The following is a 23,176-nucleotide window of genomic DNA, read 5'->3' on the forward strand; positions in this document are numbered from 1 at the left end:
TCAGCCCATTCAAAGCCGCCCTCACCGACTAATATGAGGAACCTGCCATTCGGGTTTCTCATATCTCGCCCCTGCTACTTCGAACAACGCTGCTCCGAACTCAATCCGGAGTAGTTATATGCGCCTCTTCCTCTGCGAAAAACCTTCCCAGGGTCGTGACATCGCCAAGGTTCTCGGAGCCACTCGGCGTGGTGATGGTTGCCTGATCGGCCCCGAGACAACTGTCACCTGGTGTATCGGCCACCTACTGGAGACGGCCCCGCCTGAAACCTACGGCATTCAGTACAAAAACTGGTCGTTGGATCATCTACCGATCATTCCCTTGCAGTGGCAGGTCGAGGTCAAACCCAAGACTGCCGCGCAGTTCAAAATCATCAAACGCCTGCTCAGCGAAGCCACCACCGTTGTCATCGCAACCGACGCCGACCGCGAAGGTGAGATGATTGCCCGCGAATTATTGGAGCTCTGCCAGTACCAAGGCGCTGTTCAGCGCCTCTGGCTGTCCGCCCTCAACGAGGCGTCGATTCGCAAAGCCCTCTCCTCGCTGAAGTCTGGTCAGGAGACTTTTACGCTCTATCACTCGGCCCTCGCCCGCAGCCGGGCCGACTGGCTGATCGGCATGAACCTCAGTCGTTTGTTTACCCTTCTTGGTCGGCGGGCAGGCTACGACGGCGTTTTGTCAGTGGGACGCGTCCAGACACCCACCTTACGTCTGGTGGTCGATCGGGATCGTGCGATTGCCGGCTTCGTCCCGATGCCTTACTGGAACGTTGAAGTTCAGCTATCGTCGATGGGCCAGCGATTCATCGCGTCGTGGTTACCGCCATGCTCAGGACGGGACGAGTCGGGACGTTGCCTACAACAGGCGCTTGCCCATCACGCGATCCAAACAATCACCGACCAGAAGTCCGCCACGGTACTCTCGTTACATACTGAGCGTTTCCGAGAACCGCCGCCCCTGCCCTTCGACCTAAGCACGTTGCAGGAAGTCTGCTCGCGTAAGCTGGGGCTCGGCGTCCAGGAAACCCTGAACATCGCCCAAACTCTGTATGAAACCCACAAAGCCACCACCTACCCGCGCAGCGATTGCCGCTATTTGCCAGAGAATATGTTCAACGAGGCTCCCGCGGTACTCGACGCCCTGCTCAAAACGGATCCTGCACTCAGACCTGCATTCGAGGACCTCGATCAATCATTGCGCTCCCGTGCATGGAACAATGCCAAGGTCACTGCGCACCACGGCATCATCCCCACCACCGAACCGGCAAACCTGGTGCGGATGTCCGAACAAGAACGCCATGTCTACGAAATGATCCGTAGCCACTACCTCGCGCAGTTTCTTCCGCATCATGAGTTTGATCGGACCCAGGTCGAACTGGCGTGTGGCGAAGAAAGATTGACCGCTGTGGGCAAACTGATCTTGGTCCAGGGCTGGAAAAGCTCGCTCTCCGAAAACACCGAGGAGGATGAGCCCAGTCACAAATCCCAAGTCTTACCCATCTTGCAACAGGGCACGCAGTGCGCAGTGGACAATGTCGAACTCAAATCCATGCGAACTGCCGCTCCTAAACCTCTCACCGAGGGTGATCTGATCAAGGCGATGAAAAACGTCGCCAAGCTTGTCAACGACCCACGCCTGAAACAGAAACTTCGGGACACCACCGGTATCGGGACCGAAGCCACACGAGCCGGCATTATCAAAGGGTTAATTGATCGCGGTTATTTGCTGAAGAAAAAGCGCGCGTTAATAGCTACGGCGGCGGCCCATACTCTGATAGAGGCGGTACCCGCTGCAGTTGCGGATCCTGGCATGACCGCGATCTGGGAGCAGGCGCTTGACGAAATCGAAGCGGGACGCCTGACCTTGGAGGCGTTTGTCGCAAAGCAGGCGAACTGGATTGCTAAGTTGGTCGAACACTATGGAGCGCTCAACTTGTCGATACCGGTCGAAGCCGGCCCGGCCTGCCCCATTTGCAATGCCTCAATGATCAAGCGGAAGGGCAAATCTGGACCGTTCTGGTCATGCTCGCAGTATCCGAACTGCAAGGGCACTACGCAGTTCAGAAAAGAGACGCGCCGCCCATGAACGTTCGATTGAGATCAACATGAAGTTAGGGTGGTGCACAGCTCAGTGCATCATCAGCGGCGCCTGATCCCGTTCCAAGTCGATCAAAGGTTGTCCGACTTCACGGGCCAAAGCGATGCCTGTCGAAATCCATATCTGCCCCAGTTCGTTGAAGGCTTTTAGGTGGGCAGGATCTTCGTTGAGCCAATGAACAAGGCGTTCGAAGTATTCGGGATTATCCGGGCAATCATGAATCTTGATGAACAACTCCAGTGTTCGATCCCAAATCAGATCCATGACGTCCTTTCTCTCATCTTCCATGTTCAACCATCCCTCAACATGGTCCTTTCAGACCGTCGCTCTTACTAACCAATCTGGACTCTGATCCCTAAAGGGACAGAAACCACGTCGCGATACTCAGCTGTTTCAGTCACTATAACAACCCAATGAGTCGATACTCAACCTTTAAGGATGTTCATGTCAACGGGTCTTTGCTCAACCATTCGGGTTGAACTGGAGAACTCATCACTTGGCACATAAACATCCAACCCAAGCCCAAATCGGGCGCATGATCGCGAAGCACCGCAGCGAGCGTAATTTGACTCAGGAAGAGGTGGCTGAACGTTTAGGGATCGGTAGCGAAGCTATCTCGCGCCTGGAACGGGGTGTAGTGGAGCTTTCAGTGGTCAAGCTGATGCAACTGGCTGATATTTTCGATTGCCGGATGGATGAACTCCTGACGGCATCGAGTAATCGCCCCAATGACCAGGGTCAGATGATCGCGGGTCTGCTGAGTGGACTGAAAGAAAGCGACCGTGCCTTTATCTTGGCAACCGTCGAACAATTAGCCGCACATCTCGGCAGTAAGTGACCCCTTTTATCGTGCTAAACGTAGCGTCCTATGAAGGGGACCTGCAGGCTTGACGTCTTATTGACCTCTCTGCTGTAGTAACTTCGGATAATCGCCAACGGCGACCCAAGACCGATTAGCTCCGGGCAGTTCGGTCAAACTCTTCGAGTTCGGAGCCTCCTCTTCTGCGGGATCTCGTTCCCGTTCTGTGCTCGACCTGATTGTGGTGGCGGATGACCACTGTTGCCTCTACCCGGCAATAGCGGTCATCCGCTTCGGCGATCGTATTCAGTCCCGGAGCCCACCGGGGAAACACAGGGCACCCTTTGTGCGCGGATGCGTGCCAGCATATTCCGACCCAGGCCACGACAAGGGTCGGTTGGCGAATCATTGCGCAGTTCAACTAAGTTTTGCGAGGAGCTTGTCGACTGCGTAAGACCGTCAAAGGTGGTTTTTCTCTTCCTCGCCTGGCACACCACCAGGCCCACTTTTCTTTTTTTTCATTTTCTTAATTCCAGTGACTACCACCGTATTCCGGCGTAAAAAAATCGGGTTGTAGCGTCTTGACGCTCCCCTGTGACAGGCTTATACAAAGGGCGTGGTTCGCTGTCGTTGACAGCCCAGCCCAGGTAGCCAAAACCTTCAAGGCTACGCCACGTTCGTGGCGGTTTACCCAAGTGCGATCAGCGTTCGGAAGCTCGCGCGGTTACCGCTTAAGCGGTGATGAATGCCGACTACTCCATCCCTTCGGATTTCCACCGCAGACGTCCCTCTGCTGCACAGCTATTCCCCCAGAAGCATCATTCTGATGGTCATCGGCTTGCCGGTGACGAGTCGTTCATCGCTCGACTTCAACTCACCCACCTTGACGGGGGCTCACTTTCCCGTCAGGGGCTGTGCGTCGCCGTTTTCCCTTGCAACAGGAGAACAACCATGGCCTACGCCAACCAATCCCAAGAAGCGACCTCTTACTTCAACCTGCACACCGCCGGTATCGGCTACCTCAACCGTGTTCGTGAAGTACAGGTCCGCCGCGGTCAGCCATTCATGGCCTGCGATATCGCAGCCTTGCATGGTGCCTCCGATGCAGTGGAGTACACCCGCTTTGATTGCAAAGTCGCTGGTGGCGAAGCTGACCGCTTGATTCGTCTCTATATGGACGCCGTCAGAGCCGAGAAAAAGGTCTTGCTGTCGTTCCGTATTGGTGACCTGTGGATCGACCCATTTCTCTATGAGAAAGGCGATAAACAAGGCCAACCTGGCGCCAGCTTGAAAGGTCGTTTGCTGTTCATCGACTGGATCAAGGTCAATGGCAAGTTCGAATACAAAGCGCCCGCCAGGCAGGAAGCAACAGCACCCTGCTGAGCCAGCGCAGATCAATGAACCCTCTCCAACGTCGGCTGATGCCGAAGCGGAGGATACCGACAACCCTACAGAGGCCAGGATTGTACCTGAATCTCCAACCACTCCCCGCACGGCCCGCCGTGTCGCCACACGTGCTGTTCAGTCCGCCTGAACAATCCATGATGTTTTACATCAAGGCGCTCAATCGAGCGCCTTTTCTTCAACTAGCACAGGAGAACCAATATGGAATGCTTCTGGCTTTGCGACGACTGCCTGTTCGGTGCGGCTTACGAGGACTACAGCACGTTATCGCTGTATTACTCGCCGGATGAGATCGAACAACGCATCGCCGCGATACACCTTAGGCTGGTTCGCTTATTGCCCATCAGTGCCGACTTCGATCCCGAAACCGGCTGGGGCATAAGAGCCTTTTCTCCATTGCCTTGCGACGGTTGTGATTCACACCTGCACGGACAACGCCACCGATTCACTCGGCTGTAAACAGCGCGTCATCGGGCAATGCCCGTGACTCTATATCCACCTCGGGGACGCCACTCCCCTCGGGGGTGTACCCCCGGATTGTTCCCTTCGGAGGTACCCCATGAGCACCCCACTCACCCTGATTGAAACCGCGGATGTCGAGGCTGATCATATCGCCCAGGAAAACCAGCTGATCGACGAAGCGCTGCATATTCTGGATCGTCGGCTGTTCACCCGCGGCCCCGGCCTGACGTCACCTGACGCCGTGGCTTCATATCTAAAACTGCATGTTGCCCCCCAAGAGCATGAAATCTTCGGTGTGATTTTTATCGATGCCCGCCATCGCGTTCTGGCATTCGAGATCCTCTTTCACGGGAGCATCGATGGCGCCAGCGTTTACCCCCGCCAAGTCGTTAAGCGTTCCTTGGCGCATAACGCAGCAGCCGCCATTTTTGTTCATAACCATCCCTCGGGATGTACGGAACCCAGCCAGGCAGATCGCGTCTTGACCGCACGGTTGAAGGAGGCCTTGGCGTTGATCGAGGTTCACGTACTGGATCACTTCATCGTGGGTGAAGGTCGCCCACTTTCTCTTGCCGAATACGGTTGGCTTTAACCCTTACAGGCGCCTTCGGGCGCCTTGTTCATTCTGGAGAATACTCATGAACTCCACTACCCAAACCCCAGACATGCTGGGTGCCTCAAACCCATTCGTCCGCTGCTATGACAAGCTATCTATCGAACGGCTGCTACTGATCACCTACGCAAACGACTGCCCTCCCTGCTTTCGCTCCATACACGACTCACAAGCTCATCTACCCGACGATGCGCTGGAACTTTTCCCCTGCCTTTTCAACGATGATTTCGCCTTGATCAGCGAAGGCCAATTCATTCCGGATGAGCTGGATGAATGCTGTCCGTCCAGCGGGCTGGTGCGGCAAGTGATCTATGCCGTGACTGGCGAAATGCTCAACGAACGACAGCATGTCGGTGACCATTACTCCTTGGAAGAAGCCCAAGCCATGGTCCATCGCTTGAAGTTCGAAACGGGACACTACAGTCGAGCCTGGGAGATCAGTACCGCACACCTCACTGAAGAGGCGTTGCGCTACTTGGAACGCCGGGCTAGCAATTTCAACTCCGGACCAACCGGTCTGCTGTTTGAACCCTTCGCCCTGACAGACGGCAATGGCCTCGGGTGTAAGTTGATCGGCACGCCCTGGAGCGACGAAAATCTGATGAAGATTGAGGGCGGTCTTTACACATCGCTGAGGCAGGAGCAGCTCGACGCTGGCACACCGGAAGCCCTTGTCAACGTACTGTATCTGGCGGCATCGGCGGATGTGAGGTTGTTGATTTTCGACCCCGACGCTGCCGTCTTGGATGGGCTCGCCATTTATGACGAAATAGCAACGCGTTCAACTTAAACACGACCCGTCTTGAATCAACTTACTCACTGACCCGCTCCTTCACCTCATGTCAGGTTCTGCACTGAATCTGACATGAGGTTTTTTCCATGGAGCGTTTTTTCACGCCTGTCTGCCTGCTGGGTTTATTGAGCGCCTGCACGGTGCAGATCCCCACCCCATCACCGACTAGTCCAGAGAATGCCGGTAGTTCCAATCGGGCCCAGCTTTCGAGGAGTACAGCCGAAGAGAGTCACCCGACAGAGCTCCGCTATGGCCGCTATACGCTGGTCAGCACCGAGCCCACAGCAGAGCAACGTGATCTTCTCGCTCAAATCATTGACGTGAGCATTCCGCTCAACCTGAATCCTTCGGTACAGGAAGCGATGCACTACGTGCTGCAGCGCTCAGGTTATTCGCTCTGCCCTGCTGCCGAACCCGTAAAGATACTGTTTACCCGGCCTCTGCCCGCCGCCCATTACCGGCTCGGCCCGATTTCATTAAGCAACGCTCTACAAGTACTGGCTGGCCCCGCCTGGCAACTCACGATCGATGAGGTCAGCCGTTCGGTCTGCTTCGAACGGCAGAAAAATGATGGCGGCACGGTGCGAGTCACGCCAACCTCGCCCCATCAGTCGGAGGCACGCCCATGAAAGCCTCGACATTTCAAACTCTCATTGTCGGCTCCCTTTGTCTGGCGGTCTCCGGGCTGAGTGGTGGCTTGTATAACCAGTATCAACGCGTGACCGAGCTGGAAAATGCGAACGCCCAACGCTTACAGACCCTGGATACCCTGCAACGTGATTCAAGCACCCTCTTGGATGCGCAGGAGAAGCTGCAGTACGCACTGAAAGACCTGAAGCAGATGGTCGATACCAGTGAGCAACAGGCCAATACCCTCGATCCGATGTTGGATCAATGGGCGCAAGAGATACAGGAGCTACGCGACGGGCTGGCAGCCCGTGCTACCGAAGCCGACATGATCGCGCTACGTGCACGACTTGAGCACGTCGAGCAGCAACTCCTGGACCTCAAAAGCCAGCCACCACTCCCACCACCGACGCCTTCCTCGGCCAAGCCGAAAAAAACCGCTCAGCCCAAGCCTGCCCCGCTCCTGCCGCCATTTTCAGTGTTGAGCGTCGAGTACCGCGGTGGCGAGCGCTTTCTGGCGGTCGCACCTCCTGACAGTCGCTCGCTCAATGATATCCAGTTGCTGCACAACGGCGAGCAGTTCGGCACATGGCAACTGAAGGTGCTGGAGCCGAACGCGGCTATCTTCGCGGTGACCGCTCACCCAGACCAGACCGTGCACCTCCCTTGAGAAGCGATCATGAACAGAGCTCCGCTGAGCCCCATCGTCTGTTTCATTTCATTGCTGAGCACGGGCGCTGCGCTGGGCAACCCAGTCACGACACCGTCACGGACCCAGGACACGCAGTCTGCTCCGCTGGAGCGTCCGCACTCTGAACAGGCGGCAAGCTGGGGTCTGACGGAGCAGGAGTGGACACGCTTCGAACAGATCCAAGCCGGCCCGCGTGGTTTCTGGAGCCCGAATCTGGATCCGCTGACCGCGCTCGGCGTCGAAGCAGAGACCGACCAAGAGCGCCAGCGCTATGCCGAATTGCAGGTAGCGCTGGAAGCCAAACGAGCCGAGCGCGAGTTGGCCTACCAAAATGCTTACACCGCGGCCTGGGCCAGGCTGTTCCCCGGACTGCTGCCGATCCAGGGTATGGCATCCCCGCCCGCTGCTAGCTCACCGGTAGAGCCGCGCCGTGCGCTGTTTGTCGAAGACCATTGCCCTGCGTGCACCGCTGAAGCGCAGCGTCTGCAAAGCAGTGGTACAGCGTTCGATATCTATGTGGTGGGTAGCCAAGGCGAGGATGAACACGTCCGGCGCTGGGCAACGCAAGCAGGCATTGATCCGAGCAAGGTTCAACGCCGGCAAATCACCCTGAACCATGATCGCGGGCGCTGGTTCAGCCTGGGAGCCCCGAGACCGTTACCCGTCACATTTCAGCAGGTGAACGGACAATGGCAACGTCTCGATTGATTGCTATTGCTCTCCTGCTGACGGTGCATGCCGTCCGGGCAGACGAACTCCCGCCTCCGGCTTATCAATTGGCAGCGCATGACGCCAACGTCCCTTCCACGGTGTTGTTCGCGATTGCCCTGCAGGAGAGTGGCGCCCGCCTCCGTGGTCGACTGCTGCCCTGGCCCTGGACGCTGAATATTGCCGGGAGCCCTTACCGTTTCGCCAATTGTCAGACCGCCTGTCACGCCTTGCTTCAGGCACTTGCTCGGTATGACGCCAAGCGCGTCGATGCCGGGCTTGGGCAAATCAACCTGGGTTATCACGGACGGCATTTTTCCAGTCCCTGCGAAGCCCTCGAACCCTACCGCAATCTGGCTGTAACTGCCGCGCTGCTGCAAGAGCATCACGCCGTCACCGGTGATTGGGTGTCAGCTGCCGGCCGATATCACCGCCCGGCAGGAGGAACGCTGGCCGCGCGTTACCGCGCCGGCTTTACCCGCCAACTCGACAGGCTTTCCTTCAAACAGGGCACACCACCATGAAGCGACTTCCCAGTGCGTATTACTTCGCCGTGCTCTTGCCTGCGCTCGCCCAGCCGGGACTGTCGTTTGCAGAAGTTCAGCCTGGCGGTTTCACCCGCCCCCAGTTTGAAGCTTCCAGGCCGCCGATAAACAACAAGACCCAGCCTGCTCGGGCCATACATGCAGATCTATCTGCATTTGCCGATGAAACCTGGATACTGCCCGTGCGCAGCTCTCACTTGAGCCCAGGCCAAATCACAACTCGCACCCTGGACATGCCGGGCTTGCGGCCATTTTTCCTTGTCGGGGAGGATCCCCAATCGTTGGCTTGGCTGCATCAGCGTGCGACTGAACTGCAAGAAATGGGGGCGGCCGGTCTCGCCGTCGAAGTGACCGATACTGAAGCCCTGGCCCGAATTCGAGCAGCCGCGCCGGGCATCACCATCCTGCCGGTCAACGGCAACGACATCGCCTCTCGCCTGAAAATTGAGCACTACCCTGTCTTGATCACAGCCACCTCACTGGAACAGTGAGTCTGGGTCATGGCCGAGCATGCGATGGAGTCCAAACTCCGGCCCGCAGTCGAGCTATATACCGTGGCGATCTGCATCGCCGCGGCGGTGTTATGCGTGTATTCGCCCTGGGCCGTGGCCCTATCACCCGAGATCGGTCTGATTGCGGCTCTGGCCTATGCCCTGTTCGGTTTGATCCGCCTCCGACAAGCCTGGGAGGTGTTGCGCTATCGGCGCAATATCCGCCGGCTGCCTCGCTACGAGCTGACAAGTCGGCATATTCCCATCAGTTGTAAGCGTCTGTTCATGGGCCGCGGATTTCGCTGGACCCGCCTGCATACCCAGCGCTTGGTCGAGGCCCAGGATCCCGCGGCCGCCCGCTATGTCGACCAACAGACCCGCTATCGCCTGGCACGTGAACTCGAACGACGCCTGGAACATGCACCGTTTCCGCTCTCGACATTGGCCCGAGTCACCGCTTGGGACAGTGCCTTCAATCCGTTGCGCCCTTTGCCCCCGGTAGGTGGCTCGTCGCTGTTGCATGGGGTCGAGCCCGACGAAACGGAAGTCAGTCTGCCACTGGGCGAACGGGTCGGTCACACCCTGGTACTGGGCACGACCCGCGTCGGCAAGACTCGACTCGCCGAGGTGTACATCACCCAGGATATTCATCGCATTGAGCACGAAGTCGTCATCGTCTTCGATCCGAAGGGCGATGCTGACTTGCTCAAGCGCATGTACATCGAAGCCAAACGCGCCGGTCGGGAGAAAGAGTTTTATGTCTTCCATCTGGGCTGGCCAGAAATCTCCGCCCGCTACAACGCCGTGGGACGTTTCGGACGTATTTCTGAGGTAGCATCTCGCATTGCTGGGCAGCTCAGTGGTGAAGGTAACTCCGCGGCCTTCCGTGAGTTCGCATGGCGTTTCGTCAACATCATTGCCCGGGCTTTGATCGAATTGGGCCGGCGTCCGGACTACCTGCAGATCCAGCGGCATGTGGTCAACATTGATGCCCTGTTCATCGAATACGCCCAGCAGTTTTTCGCCAAGACCGACCCTAAGGCGTGGGAAGTGATCGTCCAGCTGGAAGGAAAGCTCACAGAGAAGAACATTCCGCGCCATATGATAGGACGCGAAAAGCGGGTGGTGGCGATCGAGCAATACCTGGCGGTGAAGCGTGTATTTGATCCGGTAATGGACGGACTGCGTTCAGCGGTGCGCTACGACCGCACTTACTTCGACAAAATCGTGGCCTCGCTACTGCCGCTGCTGGAGAAACTCACCACCGGCAAGACCGCCCAGTTACTGGCTCCCAACTATACCGACCTGGATGACCCGCGGCCGATCTTCGACTGGATGCAGATCATCCGAAAACGCGGCATCGTCTACGTTGGCCTGGATGCGCTGACTGATGCCGAAGTGGCCGCCGCCGTGGGAAATTCAATGTTCGCCGACTTGGTCTCGGTCGCGGGACATATCTATAAACATGGCATTGACCATGGGCTGCCTCAATCTGGCAACGCTGGTGACAAACTGCCAATCAACCTGCATGCCGATGAGTTCAACGAGTTGATGGGCGATGAGTTCATTCCGCTGATCAACAAGGGGGGCGGTGCCGGTATCCAGGTAACCGCCTACACTCAAACCCTCAGCGATATCGAAGCACGTATAGGCAACCGTGCCAAGGCCGGCCAGGTGGTCGGCAACTTCAACACTCTACAGATGCTGCGGGTGCGCGAAACCGCGACTGCGGAACTGCTCACCCAGCAGTTGCCCAAGGTTAATGTGCTGACTAAGACCCTGGTTTCGGGTGCGACCGACACCTCCGATCCGGAGGCCAACACGGACTTCACCTCGTCCTCACAGGACCGTGTCAGCAGCACCAGCGTGCCGCTGATCGAGCCTGCTCACATCGTCAGTTTGCCCAAGGGGCAAATGTTCTCCTTCCAGGCCGGTGGCCAGCTATGGAAAGTACGCATGCCGTTGCCAAAACCCTCCAACGACGATGCCATGCCCAATGACCTGCAGGAGCTCACCCAGATGATGCGGGCGGCTTACAACGAGCAGGCGGGTCAATGGTGGAGTGCAAGCGGTAGCGGCTCCACTACAAACTTCGATTTGGATCAGGTGGGCTAGCCCGGCCTCACCACAGGAGTCGATGCAGCAGCAAGCTATTCAGAAGGTTTCGTGACGATACCAAATGCAAATCCCAATGGAGTGAACGATGGCGACTTCCGTTCGGAGCACACCGCCACAACCGACCCAGCGCCCAGGATTGATCATCTCGGCGATCGGCTTAGTACTGCGCATCATCAGTTTGTTAATTGCCTCATTGCTGTTCTCGATCTTGACCGAGTGGGCAGGCCTGCTTTGCTTCTGGGGGGATCAAGGCTGGAGACACAGCCAAGGCATGCTGACTAATGAACTGGGTTGGCTTAGCGAGCACTTCAAATCTTCACTCATTCTCCAACAACCCGGGCAGATGATTGTCCAGATATTGGATCTCCTCAACCAGTGGCTTTTGGTCAAAACTGGATTTGCGGACTTTGCTCATCAGGCCCGGGTGTCGAGCCAGGGAAACGGGTTCTGGCACTGGACCAATCAGCTCTACGTGAGTATTGAAGATTTCGTGCTGGCTGCTGTGTACGTTACTTTTACCTTTGTAGTGCGTCTGACCATTCTGGTCTTATCCACGCCGCTGTTCTTACTGAGCATGCTCACTGGCTTTGTTGATGGGTTAATGCGCCGTGATCTGCGCAAATTTGGCGCTGGGCAAGAAAGCAGCTTTGTTTATCACCGTGCTAAGCGAGCAGTGTTACCACTGCTGATCGTGCCCTGGATTATCTACCTATCCCTACCGTTTTCGCTCAATCCCCTGACGATTTTCTTGCCTTGCGCGGTGATGGTCGGAACAGCAACTGCTATCACTGCAGCAACGTTCAAAAAACACCTTTGATAGAACGTACTGCTGGAATGTAATGCACGAGGTTGCTATAGATAGCCAGAGAGAGGAATCGGGCTTCGGGCGTGGGATTGTGGTGGTAAGGATGCTTGATGGTTCCGTTTTGTCAGGCCTGTGGGTTTAGGCATTCCAAGCCATCATCGGCATGTGAGAAAGTTCTGCAGCGTGCTGGCACCAGAACAGGCGCCAGTGCCATGATCGTCCCGTGGGGCTATTTTTTTGGACGCCAAACCAAAACCATAGACTTTCTTTGGGAAAATCAGAGACTTGCTTTTTATTGATTTGACGGTAAAGAAGAGATTCGAACCCACATCACTACGCCCCTACCGCAACTAATTCAATGTCTACGCAACAACTGCTTTTGGCCGATTCTGTTGAAAAAATTCGGCTTACCCAAAGCGCTCTAATATTGACGGATGAAAACACCTCTTTTGCACGCTGCTAAGTGAAATTAGACCCATCAACCTTCTGCGCAAAACTCAGATTTCAATCTCAGGCGCGTACTTTTCTGCCGTGGAATTCGAAGCCGACTTTTCAACAGAATCGGCCGATCTCAGCCGGTCAAGGCCAACAAGAGGACTGGTCAAGTCGAATGCAATGAGTGGCCAAATTCATGCAACTGCGCCCATTTTGAAGGACATGCGCTCAGCCGCTTTGAGACGCTGCACCTTAATGTGGATCGGGCGCAGTGGAGCGTCTGGCTGGTTTTGCCCCGGGAGTGAGCTCAGGCACCAGCTTGAGCTCTACCGCAAAGACCATGGGAGTTCCGCACTTGGTAAACGGCTTACGCCCGCTCATGACTTCTACAGATTTGCGCCGCAATACAAGTGACCTCACTTTCTTCATCCACCTTTCACTCATAGCGTTGACTCCAGATATCGATGACGTTCCCAGCGTTGCTTACCGCCGCGTCTCTCGATATCAAAAGACATATCCTCCCTGCATTGCTAAATGCTTTCTCTTCTTTCCCGAACGGCGCAATAACAGTCATCCGAAGGCAATGCGGCACGTCCAAATTCTGACCCTGTCAGAATCAACGTCCTGCTTCGCCTAGCGTCAGATTGCAGTTTTTTACACGCTTAAAGCCCTCCCATCATTTCCTCTTGTCTACATTCTCGATTCAGCATCAAGCGCTTGCTCCAGCTCACGCGCATCATGGCTGCAAAATATATCCACCGCCGCGCCACCATCAGCCGCCAATTGCCGCAACCTCTGCTGGTTATGCAGCCGCGCCTGGCGGTCGGTGTCCATCATGGTCTGGTAGAAGCGCATCCCAGGTGGGCAGCGGCGTTTGGGTAAATGCACTTCGTCATGATGAAAGTAGGCATCGCCAGCATGCAATTTCCAGCCCTCGGCGGTGCGGATGGCGATGCCTGCGTGGCCGGCGGTGTGGCCTCTGAGGGGCACCAGCAGGATGTCTTCTTCCTGGGCGCCGACCAAGGCGCGTACCGAGTCGAAGCCGAACCAGGTGTCGCCGTGCGGGGCGTACAGTTGCCAGCCGGCGACGTCGCGCCATTGCGCGGGCAGGAAGCGGCGCTGTTCGATCCAGCCATTCGCCAGGGTGGCGTGGTTGAGTTCCTGGTGCATCACGTGCACACGCGCATTCGGGAAGTCTTGCAGGCCACCGGCGTGGTCGAAATCCAGGTGCGTGAGCAGGATGTGGCGAACGTCGTTGGGATGGAAGCCCATCAAGCGCAGTTGCTCGAGGGCGGTGAAACGGTGCTCGAGCTGGATGTTATTGAATGTCCGGAAAAACCGGCTCAGGCGTTCGGGATGCTCGACGTCCTGCTGGCCGAAACCGGTGTCCACCAGGATCAGGCCATTGGTGGCGGTCTCGATCAGCAGGCAATGGCACACCACCGAGGCGGTGAGGCCGCGGCTGTAGCCATCGAACAGGGCGCCGCCCAACGGGCACATGCAGCCACAATTGAGATGATGCACGCGCAGGCCTTGGGTCATGGCTGCAGATCCGGGTCGGTATCCACGTGTGGCTGCTTGATCGGGTCGATGGGAGGTTTGGCGCCGGGTTGGCGGTCGATGTCCGGCGGTGGCGTCAGTTGCAGCAACTCGCTGGTGTAGCGCCATTCCTCCATGACTTTGTCGGGGTGTTCATTCAGGTGCGTGCCGTAGCTGGGTACGATTTGGCGCAGCTTTTCCTGCCAAGGCGCGCTCGCCAGCTTGTCCTTGAATACCTTCTGCATCAGGTCGAGCATGATCGGCGCTGCGGTCGACGCTCCTGGGGAAGCCCCCAGCAAGCCGGCGATGCTGCCGTCCTTGGACGCCACCACTTCGGTACCCAGCTTGAGCACGCCGCCCTGGTCTTCATCCTTCTTGATGATCTGCACGCGCTGCCCGGCTTGCCACAAACGCCAGTCTTCCTTTCTGGCGTTGGGGAAATACGCTTTCAGCGCATCGAAACGATCATCGTCCGATTGCATCAACTGGCCGGCCAGGTACTGCACCAGGTCGAACTCACGCACGCCGACGCGCATCATCGGCCAGACGTTGTGCAAGGTCATGCTGGCGGCCAGATCGAAGTACGAGCCCTCCTTGAGGAACTTGGTGGAAAACGTCGCAAACGGGCCAAACAGAATCATCCGTTTGCCATCGAGTACACGGGTGTCCAGGTGCGGCACCGACATCGGCGGCGCGCCCGTGGAGGCAATGCCGTAGGCCTTGGCCATGTGCTGCTCGGCCACCTGCGCATTGTCGGTCACCAGGAAAGAACCGCCCACCGGAAAGCCGGCGTAATCCTTGGCTTCCTCGATGCCGGACTTCTGCAGCAACGGCAACGCCGCGCCGCCCGCCCCGATGAACAGGAATTTCGCATCGGTGGCGCCGGTCGTGCCGTCCTTGAGGTTTTTGTATTCGACGTGCCAGGAGCCATCGTCGTTGCGCGTAATGTCGCGCACTTCCGTCGACAGCCTGAGGGCGAAGTTCTGGCGGGTTTGCAGGTGACTGACGAACTGCCGAGTGATCTCGCCGAAGTTGACGTCAGTGCCGATGGGCGTCCAGGTCGCGGCGATTTTTTGCGAAGGATCGCGGCCCTCCATCATCAGCGGCACCCATTGCTTGATCTGCGCCGGGTCTTCGGAATATTGCATCGGCCGGAACAGCGGGCTGGCCTGCAACGCCTCGTAGCGTTTTTTCAGGAAGCGGATGTTGTCGTCGCCCCACACGAAACTCATGTGCGGCGTGGAGTTGATGAACGAGCGCGGGTTGTGCAGCACGCCGGTTTTCACTTGCCAGGCTAAGAACTGCCGGGTGATCTGGAACGCTTCGTTGATTTCAACGGCCTTGGTGATATTGATCTTGCCGTCCTTTTCCGGGGTGTAGTTCAGCTCGGCGAGCGCCGAGTGGCCGGTGCCGGCATTGTTCCAGCCGTTGGAGCTCTCCTCGGCGACCTTGTCCAGGCGCTCGACCATCTCCATTGACCAACCCGGCTCCAGTTCACTGAGCCACACCGCCAGGGTCGAGCTCATGATCCCGCCCCCCACCAGCATCACATCGACGCGCTTGGTTTCGGCGGCGTACGCGTGCGAGATGCCCAGCGACAGGGCCAGGGCGGTCAGTGCTCCTTTGAGGGTCGGGTTGTTCATGGTTGCCTCCAAGACACGACGGTCGGTTTATTTCGGGGGGGACGTCGACTGCGCCGCATCGATGCACAGGTCGATGGCCACGGTGTCGAGTCGATCGCGTTGCTGGGCTGCAAGGCTTTGCAGCGTTTTCGCGTAGACCGCGTCTGCGGCGTCCTTGAGCCGCTGCCATTCCTCCAGGCTGATGATCTCGCGCAGTACCAGCTCGTCGGCGCGGTTGATGAGGGTCCGATAAAAGTCGTCAGGCTGATCCAGGCGGTAGCTATCGTCTTCAAGCAAAAGGTGCCAGGCCCGAATCTCCATCGCTTTTTCGCTTTTTTCCATGCTCGCGCTCCTGCTGAGTAAAAAGCCCGTGCGCCTCAGTAACGCAATACAGCCGCCGCGCGGGTGTCGGTGGGCATCGAACGCTCGGCAGGCACGACCACCACTTCGCCGCCCTGGCGGATAACGGCCAGGATCAACTCGTCCAGCGCAGCGTCCTCCTCGGCGACCTGGGCGCCTGGCTCGCTGCCGTCAGCCTCCACCAGCAACAACGCCACCCGGCCTTCCAGCGTCGCATGCTCGATGTCCACCAGCCGCGAGGCATAAAGCCGCTGCCCTACGGCCACGCCAAATCGATCAAACGCGGTGTTCAGCGAATCCTCATAGCGCTTGCTCATCACGGCGCTGCAGGCCTGCGCCAACTCGGCTGGCGACAGCGTGGCGGGGTCTTTACGCACACCGTCGGCCAGCAGGAAGGGGTTGTGACTGAGCGCCCTGAACACGGCCTGGTTCTCGGGCAGCGCCACCAGCACCAACGGCAGTTTGCAGACGCGCGAACAGTGCTCGGTGATCGCTTTGTCGACGGCACGGAAGAACCGCTCGCGGTCCAGGTTCACTTCGTCCTGCTTACCGCCACCGCCCGACTCATGCATCATCGGATCGCCGCGCTCGCCCGCGCCACTGAACCCGTCGGGGTGGCCTTGCTGGTCGCGGGGGGTCAGTTGATCGCCCAAGGCATCGGCCTGGGAGGTGGGCACCGCCTCCGGCAATTCGACTTGCTGCAGTGTCTGCGCGGCGCCCTCGTAAACCCGCACGCTGTCCCGCGTCAGGCACAGCGCCTGGTAGCGTTCGGTCATCGGCGCCTGGCGCAGCAGCGGCCTGAGGTAGGGGTGGCGATTGACGATGGCGGTTTCTTGAACCGGCCGGTGCAACCCCACCACCAGAAAATGCTCGGCGCCGCCAAAGATCGCGATCGAAGGCGGGCAGCTATTCCAGAACTCCGTGTCGGCCACCAGGTCATGAAACGGTGCAAGCAGCGTCTCGGCCTGCGCCTGATCAGTCAGCAGGCCTTCGAGGTCTTTGATGAGGTTCTTCAAGCGAATCGGGTTTTGCGTGCGTTCGGGGAACGTCTGCTGGGCGGGCATGTAGACACTCAGGTTGGTGCGATCCGCCAGGCCCAGAAGCGTGTTCAGGGTGTCGCGGGTAAAGGTTTGAACGTGGACCATGGGGAGCCTCCTCAGTGTTTGTCCAGATCAGCCTGCCTGGCCAGGAAATCGTCTTCGATCAGCGCGTCGATCTGCGTCGGCGATTCTTCCTGGACCGGGGGCGCCGTCAGATGCCCGGTGGATTCGACTTTGGGTGACAAGCGCCCCATCAGATGTTCCAGCGCGTGGTGGATTTTGCGCGCGGCGCCAGCGACGGCCAGCTCCAGGCTTTCCGCCTGATGCGTAACGGACAACGAGCTGTGGCCCTTGGGGCGCACTTCGATCTGGCAACGTTTGTCTTGCGGACCGGACTTCTGCGCATTCACGTCGCCCACATGGATTTCCACGCGCGTCAGCACCGAGCTGTAGCGCTCCAGCTCGTCCACCACCGTACTGCCTACCCACGCCTGAAGATCGGCACTGCCTTCAATATGATTACTGTCTACCTGTACCAGCATGGTCAATTCCTCTTCTGTCCTGAAAAGTAGGTTCGCCCCAAGGGCGTCAACGGCTATGTAAGGTTCGAACCGAGGCTATTCTCACGCGTTCGTTCGGCAAACGGCGCAGGCCGATCAACGGCGTACTCCGCTCCGAGCACGCTCAGGCATCAGTGGTCCTGGACCATCGTCTGCATCTGCCAGAGCGTGCGGAAACGTCCCTGGCGGCGACGCAGTTCATCGGGTGCGCCGTCCTGAACCACCTTCCCCTCTTCCAGCACCAGCACCCGGTCGAAGCTGGCGATGGTCGAGAGGCGGTGAGCCACCGCAAGTACCGTCCTGCCGCGCATCAGGTCCATCAGCGCGCACTGGATGATCGCCTCGGAATCGGAATCCAGTGCGGAGGTCGCCTCGTCGAGGATCAAGATCGGCGCGTTCTTCAGGAACGCCCGCGCCAGCCCCAGGCGTTGGCGTTGCCCACCGGAAAGCGTCACGCCACGTTCCCCCACCAGCGTGTGATAACCATCGGGCAGCGCCTGCACGAACTCATCGCAGTAGGCTCGCCGGGCGGCATCAATAATCTGTTGCTCGGTCGCGCGCGGCTGGCCGTAGCCGATGTTTTCCAGGATGCTGCGATTGAACAGCGCCGGCTCCTGGGGTACCACGGCGATTTGTCGGCGCAGGCTGTCCTGGCTGACCGAGCGAATGTCCCGGTCGTCGATCAGGATCGCCCCGCCGTGCACATCGTCCAGACGTTGCAGCAAGCTGAGCAGTGTGGATTTTCCCGAACCCGAGGTACCGGCAATCCCGACGCTCTGGCCCGCCGGAATGTCCAGGAATAAATGCTTGAACACCTGGCGCCCGCCGGGGTACGCATAGCTGACGTCCAGCAATTTGATGCTGCCCCGGGTCGGCGCGAGTTCTTCCGGCGCATCGCTGAGTTCGTGCGGCTGCGCGATGATGCCGAGCGTTTCGGTGATGACGCCCATCTGCTGGCTGGCTTCCACCAGCGCCAGCGCCAGTTCGCGCGAGCCGTGGAGGATACGAAACGTCAACGCGCTGACCATGACTACATCGCCCGCCGTAACCTGACCCTGGCGCCACAGCAGGATCGCCCAACCCAGCATTGACCCGGCCATGATGGACAGGCAGATATCGTGGAGCACGCGTGCCTTTTCCAGGTAGATCCAACTGCGCCGATGCGCGCCCGCCTCGACGCCGATCTCCCGCTCCAGCCTGACGCGCTCGCGCTCGCGCCCGGAGAACGCCTTGATCGTCCAGACATTGGACACCAGGTCGACAATCTCGCCCCCGACCCGCGCCGACTGTGAGGCGAAAGCGATATGCCGGTTCCTGCCACGCACGCCGACCACGGTGATCAACGCGGCTACCAGCACCACACACGCGATCAGGGCCAATGCCATTGAGCCGCGCACAGCGAACAACACCACTACGGCACCGATAAAATCCACGCACGGCGGTACGATGCGCCAGGCCAGGCCGCCGTATATCTTGTCGGCGGCCGCGCCGGCCGACGACACTCGATTGGCCAGCGAACCGGCAAAATGCCGGTTGAAATAGCGCATCGGATGGCCGGTCAGGTGATGAAAAAGGTCAACGCGCAGGTCGGCGCAACTGCCCACCACGGTATGACAGCCGACCCAACCGCCCAAGCGCCACAGCACGTTTTCCAACACGATCAAGCCGATGAACAGACTGAACGCATGCCACACCTGGTCGGCCTGCGACTCTCCGGCCATGGCGTCCACCAGCAACTTCATGCCGTACTGCACCGCCACCGCGCAGCAGGCCGCGCCGATCACCAGTGACAACATCGCGCAGAAATGCAGCGGGCGCACCCTCACGTAACGCCATAAAAACGCGCTGGCTGTCGCCGGCAAAGGTTCGTCGCGCAGGCGCTGAAAGATCATGTGCGCAGCCTCTGCGCCCGCCTTGCATCAAGCTCGCGCAAGCGTGCTTCGATACGCTCGGGAACGGCTTTGAGCTGCAGGTGCAGCGGGTGGAAAGGCGCGCGTTCGCCCTCTCCGTCGGCGTAGCCGAAGACGCCGGTGGGGCAATAACGGCCATCATCCCAGCCGGGGTAATCGAGAAAGGGGTACCAACAAATGCCTTGCACCGGCACCCCACGTTCCAGCGCCATCAGCACCTGGTCCACTACATAGCTCAACCAGGGCAAACGCTCCTGGTCCTCCGCTCCGGTTTCAGAGATCAGCAGCGGCCGCTGGTAGCGTTGGTGCAACTCTTTGAGCATACCGGCGAGCGGGCGGTAATCCGACTCACCCAGCGCAATGCGCCCGCCGTGGAAATACCACTGGTTATGCGGGTAGAAATTCGCGCCGATGATATCCAGGTAATCCTCCTGCCCGCCCAGGCCGGGCCACTGGCGCCCGATCAGCATGTCCCAGGCCTCGAATTGGGCCACCCGGTAGCGTTCGGCGCTTTCAATGTCCTCGCTACGCTGCGACTCGGAGACCACATTGATCAGCGGGTCGCACTGCACGAAACGCGCAGCCGGCGCGCGTTCGCGAATCGCCTCGATCGCGGCGATGCTGGCGCGCACCAACTGGTGCTTGAGCTCCTGGCCGCGCCCGTGGGCATTGGGGTTGAAATAACCGACGTCGCCCCCCGCCCAGCTCCAGAACGATATCTCGTTGACCGGCGAATAGAACGGAACGCTGATGCCTTCATCGGACATCAGCCCTGCCACCGCGCCGGCAAAACGTGCGAACCGGTCGACAAACGATGGGCGCCAGACGTCCAGGTCATCCGGATACCCGTAGTGGCAAAGGTCCCAGATCACTTGCACCTGGTGATCGCGCGCAGCCCTGAGCATCGGCAGGAAACTGCTCCAGTCGTAGCGACCCGGGCTGCGCTCGATCAAGTGCCAACGCAGGCCGTCACGGGCGCAACGCACATTCAGGCCCGCCAGTTGCGCGTAGTCCTTGTGTGCCCAGCGCGCGTGCCCGGTGGCGGCCAGCAAGTCCAGGCGCCGACCATCCTGGCGGCGCTGGCTGGAGCACTCGTAGCCCGCCATCACGAAGCTGTTGAAGAGCGCGTGATGACCGCGCTCGCGGGGCTCCCTCTGGCTCTGCTCCGGCGGCGCGCTCATAACACATCGAGCCCGGCTGCAACGGTGGCTTCGCTGCTCGCAGCTTCAATGTCGCGGTACAACGCAAGCGCCTGGCCCACCACCTGGTCCATGTTGTAGTACTTGTAAGTACCCAGGCGCCCGAGGAACGTCACATTCGGCGTCTGCTCCGCGAGGGCCTTGTACCGCTTGTACAGCTCGACGTTTTCGGCGCGTGGCACCGGGTAATAAGGGTCGCCCTCATCGCAGGGAAACTCGCGAGTAATGCTGGTGCAGGGGTGGACCTGACCGGTCAGGTGCTTGTACTCGGTGATGCGCGTGTAGGGCACCTCCGGGTCCGGGAAGTTGACCACCGCCACCGGCTGATAGCGCTCCTGCTCGAGCGTCTGGTGCTCGAACCGCAACGAACGGTAGGGCAAGCGTCCCAACTGGAAATCAAAGTACTCGTCGATCGGGCCGCAATAGATCACGTGCTTGAATTTCACCTCATCGCGCACGGCCTTGAAGTCGGTGTCCAGCAGCAGGTCGATCCGGGGGTGATCGAGCATCTGCTCGAACATGCGCGTGTAGCCATCGCGGGGCATCATCTGGAAGGTGTCGGTGAAATAGCGGTCGTCTTCATTGGTGCGCGTGGGGATCCGCGAGGTTACCGACTTGTCCAGCGCGGAAGGGTCCAGGCCCCATTGCTTGCGGGTGTAGCCACGGAAGAATTTCTCGTAGAGCGTGCGCCCGATCTGATTGACCACCACGTCTTCCGACGTGCGAATCGTGGCCACCGGCTCCGCGCGCTCGGCCAGGAACACTTCGGCTTGCTCGGACGTCATCGACAAACCGTACAGTTTGTTAAGCGTGGTGAGATTGATGGGGATCGGCACCAGTTGCCCATCGACCTGCGCCAGCACACGGTGCTCATAGGGCCGCCACTCGGTAAAGCGCGACAGGTAGTCGACGATCCGCTGCGCGTTAGTGTGAAAGATGTGCGGACCGTAACGATGCACCAGTACCCCCGCCGCATCCGGGTGATCGTATGCGTTGCCGGCGATATGCGCGCGTCGGTCGATCAACAGCACGTTGCGCCCCAGCCCCTGGGCCAGCCGTTCGGCGATGACGCTGCCGGCAAACCCGGCGCCGACGATCAGGTAGTCATAGACGCCGCGCCCAGGTTGGCAGGACGGTCCGGACTTGGCGGTTTCAAGGTTTATCTGAGGCATTCGATCTGCTCCTTCATAAAGCGGCACGTGTTATCCCAGGACATCCCTTCAAGCGCCGCATCGGCGCGTTTCAGGAAGTCGGGCGTACCTTTGAGGCGCAGCGCGCCTTCGATGGCGCTGACAAACGCGTCGGCAGTGTCGGCGATAAATACGGCACCGCTTTGGCCGTAGCCATTGACCACATCGCGTATTGGCGTCGAGACCACGGGGCAGCCGCCGGCCAGGTACTCGGGGGTCTTGGTGGGGCTGATGAAACGGGTGGACTCATTGAGCGCGAACGGCATCAGGGCCACGTCCCAGCCGCTCAGGTAAGCCGGCAGCTCGGCGTATTGCCGCCCGCCCAGATAATGAATATTGGAGCGTCGCGGCAGGGTCTGCGGATCGATCTTGACCACCGGCCCGATCAGTACGATCTGCCAGTCGGGACGCTGCGCCGCCACGCGGTCCACCAGCTCGATGTCAAAGCGCTCATCGATCACACCGAAAAAGCCCAGGCGTGGCCGCGCGATCGGCGCCTGGTCGGCAGGGTCCGCCAAGGCGTTTCGCGCCTGCGCAAAATGCCCAATGTCGACGCTGCTGGGCACCGGGTGCGCATTGCCGTGCTGGTGCTGCTTGACCTCCCAGAGGCTGAAACCGCCGGTGAACACCACGTCGGCCTTGTCCATGAGCAGCCGCTCCATGTCCACCAGCCGTGCGGGCGCGCCCTTGAACGCAGACAGCTCATCCATGCAGTCGAACACCGTGACCCGCGCCTGGAGGTGGTCGGTAAACGCCAGGCTCATGGGCGTGAAATACCAGAGCAGGAGATCACCTTGCACGGCCTCGGCAAGACGCTCATCCAGCAACCGTCGCTGCGCCTCGATCATCGCCTGCTCACCCAGGCCCTCGGGCAAGTGCGGGACAACCACCTGGATGCCCGCGGCCGGGTTCGACATTTCCAGCCGGGGAGGCTCGCCACCGCCCACGACCGGTTCTTCGAAGAAGATCACGTCATAGTCTTTCGCCAGGCGCGACATCACATGCTGCGGACGCTGGTAGACGAACCCCCAGCGCAAATGGGACAGGCACACCAGCGTCGGACGGGCCTGGCTGGGGGATTCAACAGGGCTTTGCGCACTCACTTGAGCAAACGCCTCGGGCTGTTCTGCAAGGTTCATATCAACGTCCTTATCAAGCGAAAAGATG

Annotated in this window: 22 protein-coding genes and 1 pseudogene; 13 read left to right on the top strand and 10 right to left on the bottom strand. The window is 59.1% G+C overall.

The annotated features are described in order from the left end of the window. Positions 1-118 precede the first annotated feature (118 nt). On the top strand, positions 119-2,086 hold the full coding sequence (locus tag HU731_RS26640; protein WP_003235825.1) for a DNA topoisomerase III: 1,968 nt from the start codon (positions 119-121) through the stop codon (positions 2,084-2,086). 42 nt (positions 2,087-2,128) lie between these two features. On the opposite strand, the gene HU731_RS26645 is transcribed toward HU731_RS26640, so the two are convergent. Further along, complete coding sequence (locus HU731_RS26645) at positions 2,129-2,386, bottom strand: hypothetical protein (protein ID WP_060766757.1); 258 nt, start codon at positions 2,384-2,386, stop codon at positions 2,129-2,131. Between the two features lie 208 nt (positions 2,387-2,594). Here HU731_RS26645 and HU731_RS26650 point away from each other — a divergent pair, with 208 nt between their 5' ends. From HU731_RS26650 to HU731_RS26705, 12 genes and pseudogenes are all read left to right on the top strand, one after another. After that, complete coding sequence (locus HU731_RS26650; protein ID WP_003235829.1) at positions 2,595-2,936, top strand: type II toxin-antitoxin system RelB family anti-toxin; 342 nt, start codon at positions 2,595-2,597, stop codon at positions 2,934-2,936. Between the two features lie 912 nt (positions 2,937-3,848). After that, positions 3,849-4,431, top strand: a pseudogene (locus tag HU731_RS26655) (STY4534 family ICE replication protein). 71 nt (positions 4,432-4,502) lie between these two features. After that, positions 4,503-4,760 carry a hypothetical protein gene (locus tag HU731_RS26660; protein WP_003235833.1) on the top strand — a complete coding sequence of 86 codons (258 nt, stop codon included), beginning with the start codon at positions 4,503-4,505 and terminating at the stop codon, positions 4,758-4,760. 100 nt (positions 4,761-4,860) lie between these two features. Then, the gene (locus HU731_RS26665; protein WP_003235837.1) at positions 4,861-5,355 is read left to right on the top strand and encodes a JAB domain-containing protein; all 495 of its coding nucleotides are present in this window, start codon (positions 4,861-4,863) and stop codon (positions 5,353-5,355) included. Positions 5,356-5,401: 46 nt separating this feature from the next. Further along, entirely contained in the window at positions 5,402-6,166 is a 765-nt protein-coding gene (locus HU731_RS26670) for a DUF5983 family protein (protein WP_003235839.1), read from the top strand. Between the two features lie 89 nt (positions 6,167-6,255). Further along, complete coding sequence (gene pilL2 / locus HU731_RS26675) at positions 6,256-6,798, top strand: PFGI-1 class ICE element type IV pilus protein PilL2 (protein WP_003235840.1); 543 nt, start codon at positions 6,256-6,258, stop codon at positions 6,796-6,798. Then, entirely contained in the window at positions 6,795-7,466 is a 672-nt protein-coding gene (locus HU731_RS26680) for a hypothetical protein (protein ID WP_003235843.1), read from the top strand. The genes pilL2 and HU731_RS26680 overlap by 4 nt, the downstream gene beginning before the upstream one ends. A 9-nt stretch (positions 7,467-7,475) precedes the next feature. Beyond that, complete coding sequence (locus HU731_RS26685) at positions 7,476-8,195, top strand: TIGR03759 family integrating conjugative element protein (protein ID WP_186606228.1); 720 nt, start codon at positions 7,476-7,478, stop codon at positions 8,193-8,195. Next, positions 8,177-8,719 (top strand): lysozyme family protein, encoded by a 543-nt coding sequence (locus HU731_RS26690; RefSeq protein WP_003235847.1) that lies wholly within the window; start codon positions 8,177-8,179, stop codon positions 8,717-8,719. The genes HU731_RS26685 and HU731_RS26690 overlap by 19 nt, the downstream gene beginning before the upstream one ends. After that, positions 8,716-9,231 carry an integrating conjugative element protein gene (locus tag HU731_RS26695; RefSeq protein WP_032871006.1) on the top strand — a complete coding sequence of 172 codons (516 nt, stop codon included), beginning with the start codon at positions 8,716-8,718 and terminating at the stop codon, positions 9,229-9,231. The genes HU731_RS26690 and HU731_RS26695 overlap by 4 nt, the downstream gene beginning before the upstream one ends. A gap of 9 nt (positions 9,232-9,240) precedes the next feature. Next, the gene (gene traD, locus HU731_RS26700) at positions 9,241-11,346 is read left to right on the top strand and encodes a type IV conjugative transfer system coupling protein TraD (protein ID WP_003235852.1); all 2,106 of its coding nucleotides are present in this window, start codon (positions 9,241-9,243) and stop codon (positions 11,344-11,346) included. An 88-nt stretch (positions 11,347-11,434) separates the two neighbouring features. Next, on the top strand, positions 11,435-12,166 hold the full coding sequence (locus HU731_RS26705) for a TIGR03747 family integrating conjugative element membrane protein (protein WP_003235854.1): 732 nt from the start codon (positions 11,435-11,437) through the stop codon (positions 12,164-12,166). 1,113 nt (positions 12,167-13,279) lie between these two features. On the opposite strand, the gene HU731_RS26710 is transcribed toward HU731_RS26705, so the two are convergent. The 9 genes from HU731_RS26710 to HU731_RS26750 all read right to left on the bottom strand — a co-directional run bounded on the left by HU731_RS26710 (position 13,280) and on the right by HU731_RS26750 (position 23,148). Beyond that, the gene (locus HU731_RS26710; RefSeq protein WP_032871055.1) at positions 13,280-14,119 is read right to left on the bottom strand and encodes an MBL fold metallo-hydrolase; all 840 of its coding nucleotides are present in this window, start codon (positions 14,117-14,119) and stop codon (positions 13,280-13,282) included. Between the two features lie 8 nt (positions 14,120-14,127). Further along, a complete protein-coding gene (mqo, locus tag HU731_RS26715) occupies positions 14,128-15,771 on the bottom strand; it encodes a malate dehydrogenase (quinone) (protein ID WP_003235857.1) in 1,644 nt (547 codons plus the stop codon). A gap of 27 nt (positions 15,772-15,798) precedes the next feature. Further along, positions 15,799-16,092 carry a hypothetical protein gene (locus HU731_RS26720; protein ID WP_003235859.1) on the bottom strand — a complete coding sequence of 98 codons (294 nt, stop codon included), beginning with the start codon at positions 16,090-16,092 and terminating at the stop codon, positions 15,799-15,801. Positions 16,093-16,127: 35 nt separating this feature from the next. Then, a complete protein-coding gene (locus tag HU731_RS26725; protein WP_003235861.1) occupies positions 16,128-17,255 on the bottom strand; it encodes a baeRF3 domain-containing protein in 1,128 nt (375 codons plus the stop codon). An 11-nt stretch (positions 17,256-17,266) separates the two neighbouring features. Next, positions 17,267-17,692: an HPF/RaiA family ribosome-associated protein gene (locus HU731_RS26730; RefSeq protein ID WP_003235863.1), complete on the bottom strand. Its 426-nt coding sequence runs from the start codon at positions 17,690-17,692 to the stop codon at positions 17,267-17,269. A gap of 149 nt (positions 17,693-17,841) precedes the next feature. Continuing rightward, on the bottom strand, positions 17,842-19,602 hold the full coding sequence (locus HU731_RS26735; RefSeq protein WP_003235865.1) for an ABC transporter ATP-binding protein: 1,761 nt from the start codon (positions 19,600-19,602) through the stop codon (positions 17,842-17,844). Continuing rightward, complete coding sequence (locus HU731_RS26740) at positions 19,599-20,801, bottom strand: glycoside hydrolase family 1 protein (protein ID WP_003235866.1); 1,203 nt, start codon at positions 20,799-20,801, stop codon at positions 19,599-19,601. Before HU731_RS26740 ends, HU731_RS26735 begins: the two co-directional genes overlap by 4 nt. Continuing rightward, positions 20,798-21,991, bottom strand: a complete 1,194-nt coding sequence (gene glf / locus HU731_RS26745; RefSeq protein ID WP_003235869.1) for a UDP-galactopyranose mutase — start codon at positions 21,989-21,991, stop codon at positions 20,798-20,800. Before glf ends, HU731_RS26740 begins: the two co-directional genes overlap by 4 nt. Continuing rightward, complete coding sequence (locus tag HU731_RS26750; RefSeq protein WP_003235872.1) at positions 21,979-23,148, bottom strand: glycosyltransferase family 1 protein; 1,170 nt, start codon at positions 23,146-23,148, stop codon at positions 21,979-21,981. Before HU731_RS26750 ends, glf begins: the two co-directional genes overlap by 13 nt. Positions 23,149-23,176 lie beyond the last annotated feature (28 nt).

Origin of the sequence: Pseudomonas salmasensis, assembly GCF_014268375.2 — a bacterium.
Taxonomy (GTDB): domain Bacteria; phylum Pseudomonadota; class Gammaproteobacteria; order Pseudomonadales; family Pseudomonadaceae; genus Aquipseudomonas; species Aquipseudomonas salmasensis.

Bases quoted from the DNA above. Each gene is read 5' to 3' on its own strand.
- HU731_RS26665 (WP_003235837.1), top strand. From the start codon at position 4,861: ATGAGCACCCCACTCACCCTGATTGAAACCGCGGATGTCGAGGCTGAT.
- HU731_RS26660 (WP_003235833.1), top strand. From the start codon at position 4,503: ATGGAATGCTTCTGGCTTTGCGACGACTGCCTGTTCGGTGCGGCTTAC.
- HU731_RS26685 (WP_186606228.1), top strand. From the start codon at position 7,476: ATGAACAGAGCTCCGCTGAGCCCCATCGTCTGTTTCATTTCATTGCTG.
- HU731_RS26695 (WP_032871006.1), top strand. From the start codon at position 8,716: ATGAAGCGACTTCCCAGTGCGTATTACTTCGCCGTGCTCTTGCCTGCG.
- HU731_RS26645 (WP_060766757.1), bottom strand. From the start codon at position 2,386: ATGGAAGATGAGAGAAAGGACGTCATGGATCTGATTTGGGATCGAACA.
- HU731_RS26680 (WP_003235843.1), top strand. From the start codon at position 6,795: ATGAAAGCCTCGACATTTCAAACTCTCATTGTCGGCTCCCTTTGTCTG.
- HU731_RS26725 (WP_003235861.1), bottom strand. From the start codon at position 17,255: ATGGTCCACGTTCAAACCTTTACCCGCGACACCCTGAACACGCTTCTG.
- pilL2 (WP_003235840.1), top strand. From the start codon at position 6,256: ATGGAGCGTTTTTTCACGCCTGTCTGCCTGCTGGGTTTATTGAGCGCC.
- HU731_RS26640 (WP_003235825.1), top strand. From the start codon at position 119: ATGCGCCTCTTCCTCTGCGAAAAACCTTCCCAGGGTCGTGACATCGCC.
- HU731_RS26720 (WP_003235859.1), bottom strand. From the start codon at position 16,092: ATGGAAAAAAGCGAAAAAGCGATGGAGATTCGGGCCTGGCACCTTTTG.
- HU731_RS26750 (WP_003235872.1), bottom strand. From the start codon at position 23,148: ATGAACCTTGCAGAACAGCCCGAGGCGTTTGCTCAAGTGAGTGCGCAA.
- HU731_RS26670 (WP_003235839.1), top strand. From the start codon at position 5,402: ATGAACTCCACTACCCAAACCCCAGACATGCTGGGTGCCTCAAACCCA.
- HU731_RS26735 (WP_003235865.1), bottom strand. From the start codon at position 19,602: ATGATCTTTCAGCGCCTGCGCGACGAACCTTTGCCGGCGACAGCCAGC.
- glf (WP_003235869.1), bottom strand. From the start codon at position 21,991: ATGCCTCAGATAAACCTTGAAACCGCCAAGTCCGGACCGTCCTGCCAA.
- HU731_RS26690 (WP_003235847.1), top strand. From the start codon at position 8,177: ATGGCAACGTCTCGATTGATTGCTATTGCTCTCCTGCTGACGGTGCAT.
- mqo (WP_003235857.1), bottom strand. From the start codon at position 15,771: ATGAACAACCCGACCCTCAAAGGAGCACTGACCGCCCTGGCCCTGTCG.
- HU731_RS26730 (WP_003235863.1), bottom strand. From the start codon at position 17,692: ATGCTGGTACAGGTAGACAGTAATCATATTGAAGGCAGTGCCGATCTT.
- traD (WP_003235852.1), top strand. From the start codon at position 9,241: ATGGCCGAGCATGCGATGGAGTCCAAACTCCGGCCCGCAGTCGAGCTA.
- HU731_RS26740 (WP_003235866.1), bottom strand. From the start codon at position 20,801: ATGAGCGCGCCGCCGGAGCAGAGCCAGAGGGAGCCCCGCGAGCGCGGT.
- HU731_RS26705 (WP_003235854.1), top strand. From the start codon at position 11,435: ATGGCGACTTCCGTTCGGAGCACACCGCCACAACCGACCCAGCGCCCA.